Source organism: Ideonella sp. P3_A4 (genome assembly GCF_056403075.1).
Genome location: NZ_JBFUGE010000426.1, coordinates 1 through 5,141, shown reverse-complemented (window position 1 = coordinate 5,141; position 5,141 = coordinate 1). Strand labels below are relative to the sequence as shown.

General features: G+C 67.2%; 7 protein-coding genes and 1 other RNA gene. 3 read left to right on the top strand and 5 right to left on the bottom strand.

Annotation, left to right across the window (positions count from 1 at the left end; genetic code table 11):
* Positions 1-83 precede the first annotated feature (83 nt).
* The 4 genes from AC1DYI_RS25890 to AC1DYI_RS25875 form a co-directional block, all read right to left on the bottom strand.
* The gene (locus AC1DYI_RS25890) at positions 84-548 is read right to left on the bottom strand and encodes an EVE domain-containing protein (RefSeq protein ID WP_477207006.1); all 465 of its coding nucleotides are present in this window, start codon (positions 546-548) and stop codon (positions 84-86) included.
* Between the two features lie 57 nt (positions 549-605).
* Positions 606-783: non-coding RNA, 6S RNA (gene ssrS / locus AC1DYI_RS25885), on the bottom strand.
* Positions 784-825: 42 nt separating this feature from the next.
* The gene (locus tag AC1DYI_RS25880; protein ID WP_477207005.1) at positions 826-1,152 is read right to left on the bottom strand and encodes a cell division protein ZapA; all 327 of its coding nucleotides are present in this window, start codon (positions 1,150-1,152) and stop codon (positions 826-828) included.
* On the bottom strand, positions 1,149-1,364 hold the full coding sequence (locus AC1DYI_RS25875; RefSeq protein ID WP_477207004.1) for a DUF904 domain-containing protein: 216 nt from the start codon (positions 1,362-1,364) through the stop codon (positions 1,149-1,151). Before AC1DYI_RS25875 ends, AC1DYI_RS25880 begins: the two co-directional genes overlap by 4 nt.
* Positions 1,365-1,509: 145 nt before the next feature.
* Here AC1DYI_RS25875 and AC1DYI_RS25870 point away from each other — a divergent pair, with 145 nt between their 5' ends.
* Complete coding sequence (locus AC1DYI_RS25870) at positions 1,510-2,451, top strand: FecCD family ABC transporter permease (protein WP_477207003.1); 942 nt, start codon at positions 1,510-1,512, stop codon at positions 2,449-2,451.
* Positions 2,448-3,182 (top strand): ABC transporter ATP-binding protein, encoded by a 735-nt coding sequence (locus tag AC1DYI_RS25865; protein ID WP_477207002.1) that lies wholly within the window; start codon positions 2,448-2,450, stop codon positions 3,180-3,182. The genes AC1DYI_RS25870 and AC1DYI_RS25865 overlap by 4 nt, the downstream gene beginning before the upstream one ends.
* A 1-nt stretch (position 3,183) precedes the next feature.
* Here AC1DYI_RS25865 and AC1DYI_RS25860 read toward each other — a convergent pair whose 3' ends face one another.
* Complete coding sequence (locus tag AC1DYI_RS25860; RefSeq protein ID WP_477207001.1) at positions 3,184-4,074, bottom strand: LysR family transcriptional regulator; 891 nt, start codon at positions 4,072-4,074, stop codon at positions 3,184-3,186.
* A 193-nt stretch (positions 4,075-4,267) separates the two neighbouring features.
* On the opposite strand from AC1DYI_RS25860, the gene AC1DYI_RS25855 reads away from it, so the two are divergent.
* Positions 4,268-5,137, top strand: coding sequence for an MBL fold metallo-hydrolase (locus AC1DYI_RS25855; protein WP_477207000.1), 870 nt, complete (start codon positions 4,268-4,270; stop codon positions 5,135-5,137).
* The last annotated feature ends 4 nt before the right edge of the window (positions 5,138-5,141 follow it).

Sequence of the window (5,141 nt, the reverse complement as noted above, 5' to 3'; positions counted from 1 at the left end):
CACACGCCCAGGGCCAACAGCTCGGCGATCAAGGCCGGCGGCAACAACTCCAGCCAGTTCATCAGGCGCTCGTCATCGGCCGGCTATTCGCCCAGCAGCTTCAGCACGGCGCGCCATTCAGCCGGCGAAACGGGCGTGATCGACAGGCGATTGCCCGGCTGCAGCAGGCGCATCTCGGCCAGTTGCGGCGCGGTGCGCATTTCCTTCAACGGCAGCAACCGCGTCTTCTTGACGAGCTTGACGTCGACATGCTGCCAGCGCGGCTCTTCGCGTTTGGCCTTGGCGTCGTAGTAGGGGCTGTCGGGGTCGAACTGGGTCGCGTCAGGGTAGGCGGTGCTGGCCACTTCGGCCAAGCCGGCGACGCCAGGCTCAGGGCATGACGAGTGATAGAACAGCACGCCGTCGCCCACGCGCATCACATCGCGCATGAAGTTGCGCGCCTGGTAGTTGCGCACGCCTGTCCACGGCAGGGTCTGGTCGGGGGCGGCAGCGAGGTGGTCGATCGAGGCCTCGTCGGGCTCGCTCTTCATCAGCCAGTATTGGGGCATGACCTGAGGGGCATCACAAATGTGCCCTGGATTTGCGCCTGCAGCGTGGCGAATAAGGTGTCCACCGCAAACCGTGGGCCGCATTCCTGAACCCAGGGATTCAGGTGGGCGAGGTCAGCGCGGCGTCGGGTTCATCTGACGCGAGACGATCACACCAGCCGGGCAATGTTCCAAGCCCCGGCTCGCGAGAGCATCGGTTCAAGGAAATATAAAACCCACGCAGATGCGGTGGACGGTTTGATTCTAGGCGCTGCGAGGCCGCGCGCCCAGCCTTGTCTCACAGAAGTTGACCATCGTCGCCGAGTGTTGCATCGAGCCGCTCGATCAGGCTGTTGACCAGCGTGTTGGCTTCGCTGTCTGACAGCGGCGTGTCATCGTTGGCGGCGCGTGCAGGCGGGGCCGCTGGCCGCTCGGCCAGTCGGTAGGCCAGGTTCAACGCGGCCAGCACGGCCATGCGTTCGCGGGCCTTGACCTTGCCGGCGTCGCGGATGGCGCTCATCTCGCTGTCGACTGTCGCGACCGCCGCGTGCAGCAGCGATTCGCCACCTTCCGGGCAAGCGAGCAAGTAGCTCTGGCCGAGGATCGTCACTTCCAGTTGCTTCATTCACCAGACCCCGGTGTGGCCTTTTCGATCGGCAGGCGGTCGAGCAGCGCGTCGATGCGCGAGCGGGCCGCGGCCAGGCGCGATTTCAGGCTGTCGCGTTCGGCCGTCACACTCTGCAATTGCTCGGTGAGCAAGGCGTTGGTGCGGGCGAGTTCCTCGTGGCGCAGCACGAGGCGGTCGATGCGCTCGGCAAGATCCGGCAGGCGTGACATGGGCCTTCGGGGGAGACTGGGGAAACCCAATTGTAGGCATGGGTTACCGGCACCGAGCCCGGGCTTGCCCCTGGGGCGCCGCGCCGCCGTGTGCAGCTTGGCATGGACAATGCGCTGCCCCTCTGCTGCCTGCCCACCACGCCCCTTGAGCCAAGCCCTGAGCCATCCGTCGATGCCGTTGCGCTGGAGCTTGGCCCTTGGCACTGCCGGGCTGTTGGTCGCGGCTGCGCTGGCTGTGGGCAGTGGCGGGTGGGACATGAACCTGATCCTGGCCTTACGCCTGCCTCGCGTGGTGGCGGCAGCCGGTGTCGGTGCCTTGCTCGCATTGGCAGGCTTGATGATGCAGGTGCTGCTGCGCAATCCGCTGGCGGATCCGTATGTGCTGGGCACTTCGGGCGGGGCTTCGGTGGGCGCTTTGCTGTCGCTGCTGCTCGGCACGAGCTTGTGGCTGGGCGCTGGCCTCGGTGCCTTGGGCGCGGGGGCGTTGCTGTTGCTGCTGGCCCGTTCGGCGCTGGCTTCATCGGACGATGCTTCGCCGCGCTTGATTCTCGTCGGCGCGATGCTGGCGGCCTTGTTCGGCGCGCTGGCCACCTTGCTGTTGATGTTGACGCCGGACGAGCGCCTGCGTGGCGCCATTTTCTGGCTAGTGGGTGATTTGTCGGCGGCGCAAGACCGAGGCATGGGCTTGGCGGGGGCAGCCGTCTTGCTGCTGGGCTTGCTGTGGCGTGGGCGCTCGGTCGACCGCTTGATGCTCGGCGCCGAGGCTGCGGGCTTGTTGGGCGAGCCGGTGCGTCGTTTGCGGTTGGAGCTGTTGATCGCCGCGTCGCTGGCCGTTGGGCTGGCCGTCGCTACGGCCGGCGCCGTGGGGTTTGTCGGCCTGGTGGTACCGCAGGCGTGGCGCTTGGCAGGTGTGCAGCACACGCGCGAGTTAGCTGGCCTCTCTGCGCTGGGCGGTGCCACGCTGCTGGTCGGCGCCGATCTGGTTGCTCGCATCGTCGCCGCGCCAATGGAGTTGCCGGTGGGCGCCGTGATGGCCTTGCTTGGCGCGCCGTGCTTCATCGCCTTGCTGATCCGAGGCACGCGATGAGCCTGATCGAGACCCGCAAGCTGGACCTGTGGGCTGGCGAGCACAGGCTGGTCAGTGAACTCGGGTGGCGCGTGCAAAGCGGCGAGCGCTGGTGCCTGATCGGCCGCAATGCGGTGGGCAAGAGCAGCCTGTTGCGCGCGCTGGCAGGCCTGCCGGTGGCCGGTCGTGCGGGTGACGTTTTCTGGCGCCAGAGGCCCCAGGGCGACTGGCCTGCTGCGGAGGCTGCATGTTTTCGCGCATGGATGCCGCAGCAATCGGCCGACCGGTTTGCCTTGCCGGTGCGCCGCCTGCTCGATTTGTCGGTGGTTCAAGCCGACGCTGCAGCGGATCTGGACACCGACCTGGCGCAACTCGACATCGCCGAGCTGAGCGACCGCGTGCTGACACAGCTGTCCGGCGGCGAGCGGCAGCGCGTGGCGATCGCACAAGCGGCAGTGCAGGGCGCGCCGTTGCTGCTGCTGGACGAACCGATTGCCTTTCAGGACCCGGCGCACCAAGGCCTGGTGGCCCGATGGGCCGCCGATTGGGTGACGCGCCGCCCCGGTCGTGCGCTCGTGATGAGCAGTCACGACATGCACTGGGTGGCGCGCGCCGCGACGCATGTGCTGGCCTTGCTGGGCGACGGCCGTTGGCGTGCTGGCACCGTGCAAGAGATGTTGCAGGCCGAACCACTGCGCGAGATCTTCGATTGCGATTGGGTGCCCGCCGGCGGCAGCTGGCTGCCGGCCTGAGCTACCAGGGCAGCGTCGAAAAACGTTCCACCAGAAAGTCCAGCAGCGCGCGCACGGCGGGAGACAAATGCCGGCGCGACGGGTACAGCGCGTAGATCGCCATCGGCGGCAACTGCCATTGCGGCAGCAGCTCGCGCAGCGCCCCGCTGGCGATGTGCACCTGGGCCAAGTAGGTGGGCTGCAGCGCGATGCCGCCACCGGCGAGGGCTGCGTGCAGCAAGGCTGTCGCGTCGTTGGCCGTCATGCGAGTGCCGACGCTGACCTGCTCGCTTTGCCMTTCGCGCGTGAAGTGCCAGACGCTGCGCCCGAAGTTGGCGTGGCCCAGGCACGTGTGCTGGGTCAGGTCCGACGGCCGCTCTGGCGTGCCGTGGGCCGCCAGGTAGGCGGGTGAGGCCACCAGCACCGAATCGCAAGGGGCCAAAGGACGCGCCACCAGCATCGGGTCGGGGTCGTTGCTGATGCGGATTGCCAGGTCGATGCGCGCCTCGACGAGGTTCAGCGCGCGGTCGCCGAGGTCCAGATCGATCTTCAGCTGCGGGTGCAGCGCCAGGAAGTCGCTCAGTGCGGCGGCCAGGTGGGAATGGCCGAACGACATGCTGCAGGTCACCCGCAACTGCCCTCGCAAGACGCCGTCGGGTGGGGCAATTTCGTCTTCGGCCTCGGCCACCAGCGCCAGCAGTTGCTGGCAGCGTCGCAGGGCCTGTTCGCCAGCATCGGTGAGGGTCACCCGGCGCGTGGTCCGCTGCAGCAAGCGGGTACCGAGCCATTGCTCGATGTGCGCCACATGGCGCGTGACCATGGCCCGTGACATGTCCAAGCGCTGTGCCGTGGCGCTGAAGCTCCCGCTCGTCGCCACCTCGGCGAAAACCTGCATGGCCGTGATTCGGTCCATCAATTTGATTGTTTTGAGAAACAGATATGCGCGATTCAGGCAGTTTATCTGCTCGATTTGTGAAACTAAAGTGCGTCCACCTCGCCAAGAAGCGAAGGGCCGCTCCCGAGCTTCTTGATCCCCCGCGGGGGGCGGGCCGGGCATGTCCCGGCCCTGGGGGCCTCAATTTCATCGCGAAACAAAGGACGACACCGTGATCCGCCAAAGCCTCATCGCCGCCACGCTGGCCCTCTCGTTCAACGCCGACGCTGCGGGCGCCAATCCGCCGCTGCAGATCCAGGTCTACAACGCCGGCAGCAACAGCTTCCATGTCAATGCCGTGGTGGTCAGTGGTGCCACCGAAGCGATGGTGATCGACACCGGCTTCACCCGCGCCGACGCGTACCGCATCGCCGCCAACGTGCTGGACACGGGCAAGTCGCTGAAGACCATCCTCGTCAGCAACGCCGACCCGGACTACTACTTCGGTGCCGAGACGCTGAAGGCCGTCTTTCCGCAGGCCCAGGTCGTCGCCTCGCCCGCGGTGCGCGAGAAGATCCAGGCCAAGATGAGCGCCAAGCTGGCGTTCTGGGGCCCGAAGATGGGCGCCAATGCGCCGACCAACCCGGTGCTGCCGCAGGCGCTGGCCAACAACACACTGACCATCGACGGCCAGGCCGTCGAGCTGCGTGGCACAACCGGTGTGCTGGCTCACCGCCCCTATGTCTGGATCCCGTCGATCGGCGCCGTGCTTGGCAACATCGCTGTGTTCGGCAACCTGCACGTCTGGACGGCCGACACGCAGCGGCCCGAAGAGCGGCAAGCCTGGCTGGCCCAGCTCGACGAGCTGATCGCGCTGAAGCCGACGGTGGTCGTGCCCGGCCACATGGCCGCCGGCACGCCGCTGGATGTCGCCAGCATTCGCAGCACCCGCGACTACCTGCAGCGCTTCGACGCCGAGGCCGCCAAGGCGAGCGATGCGAACGCGCTGATCGGCGCGATGAAGTCGGCTTACCCGGATGCCGGGCTGGGCCTGGCGCTGGACATCGGCGCCAAGGTCAGGAAGGGTGAGATGGCATGGTGATCGG